The following is a 1,048-nucleotide window of genomic DNA, read 5'->3' on the forward strand; positions in this document are numbered from 1 at the left end:
CAATTATGGAGGATTAGCTCAGCTGGGAGAGCATCTGCCTTACAAGCAGAGGGTCGGCGGTTCGAGCCCGTCATCCTCCACCATTTTGCCGGTGTAGCTCAATTGGTAGAGCAACTGACTTGTAATCAGTAGGTTGGGGGTTCAAGTCCTCTTGCCGGCACCACTTTTTATATGGTATAATACTGAAGTCTCTTGTAAGAAGAGCCATTAGCTCAGTTGGTAGAGCATCTGACTTTTAATCAGAGGGTCGAAGGTTCGAGTCCTTCATGGCTCACCACTTTACGCGGGTGTGGCGGAATTGGCAGACGCGCTAGACTTAGGATCTAGTGTCTTTATGACGTGGGGGTTCAAGTCCCTTCACCCGCATTATATAGGATAACAGTTATAAAAACTGGACATCCTGTCTGCGGAAGTAGTTCAGTGGTAGAACACCACCTTGCCAAGGTGGGGGTCGCGGGTTCGAATCCCGTCTTCCGCTCCAACTATACCATCCACGCCGGGGTGGTGGAATTGGCAGACACACAGGACTTAAAATCCTGCGGTAGGTGACTACCGTGCCGGTTCAAGTCCGGCCCTCGGCATTAAATCTTGCGCCCGTAGCTCAATTGGATAGAGCGTTTGACTACGGATCAAAAGGTTAGGGGTTCGACTCCTCTCGGGCGCGCCATTATTTTAATGGAATAGACAATCGGGAAGTAGCTCAGCTTGGTAGAGCACATGGTTTGGGACCATGGGGTCGCAGGTTCGAATCCTGTCTTCCCGACCATTTCAATGGGGCCTTAGCTCAGCTGGGAGAGCGCCTGCTTTGCACGCAGGAGGTCAGCGGTTCGATCCCGCTAGGCTCCACCAATTTTTTAAAAAAAGTTGTTGACTTTGAAGAAGCAGCATTGTATAATAATAAAGTTGCTTTAACAAAGCGAACAAACGAAATGATCTTTGAAAACTAAACAAGACAAAACGTACCTGTTAATTCATTTTTTATAAATCGCACAGCGATGTGCGTAGTCAGTCAAACTAGGCCTGCACGATGCAGGTCACACAGGTGTTG

9 tRNA genes are annotated in these 1,048 nt (G+C 48.8%); all 9 read left to right on the forward strand.

Going from position 1 to position 1,048, the window contains the following annotated elements:
- The first annotated feature begins 7 nt into the window (after positions 1-7).
- The 9 genes from ACMX2I_RS21575 to ACMX2I_RS21615 all read left to right on the forward strand — a co-directional run bounded on the left by ACMX2I_RS21575 (position 8) and on the right by ACMX2I_RS21615 (position 849).
- Positions 8-83, forward strand: a tRNA-Val gene (locus ACMX2I_RS21575).
- Between the two features lie 4 nt (positions 84-87).
- Positions 88-163 (forward strand) — tRNA-Thr (locus ACMX2I_RS21580).
- A 38-nt stretch (positions 164-201) separates the two neighbouring features.
- Positions 202-277: transfer RNA gene (locus ACMX2I_RS21585), tRNA-Lys, on the forward strand.
- Between the two features lie 6 nt (positions 278-283).
- A tRNA-Leu gene (locus tag ACMX2I_RS21590) sits at positions 284-366 on the forward strand.
- A gap of 40 nt (positions 367-406) precedes the next feature.
- Positions 407-481: transfer RNA gene (locus ACMX2I_RS21595), tRNA-Gly, on the forward strand.
- 14 nt (positions 482-495) lie between these two features.
- A tRNA-Leu gene (locus ACMX2I_RS21600) sits at positions 496-581 on the forward strand.
- Between the two features lie 9 nt (positions 582-590).
- Positions 591-667: transfer RNA gene (locus ACMX2I_RS21605), tRNA-Arg, on the forward strand.
- 22 nt (positions 668-689) lie between these two features.
- Positions 690-766 (forward strand) — tRNA-Pro (locus tag ACMX2I_RS21610).
- A 7-nt stretch (positions 767-773) separates the two neighbouring features.
- Positions 774-849, forward strand: a tRNA-Ala gene (locus ACMX2I_RS21615).
- The last annotated feature ends 199 nt before the right edge of the window (positions 850-1,048 follow it).

Source organism: Bacillus sp. SW14, from assembly GCF_047608225.1.
GTDB lineage: Bacteria > Bacillota > Bacilli > Bacillales > Bacillaceae > Bacillus > Bacillus subtilis_G.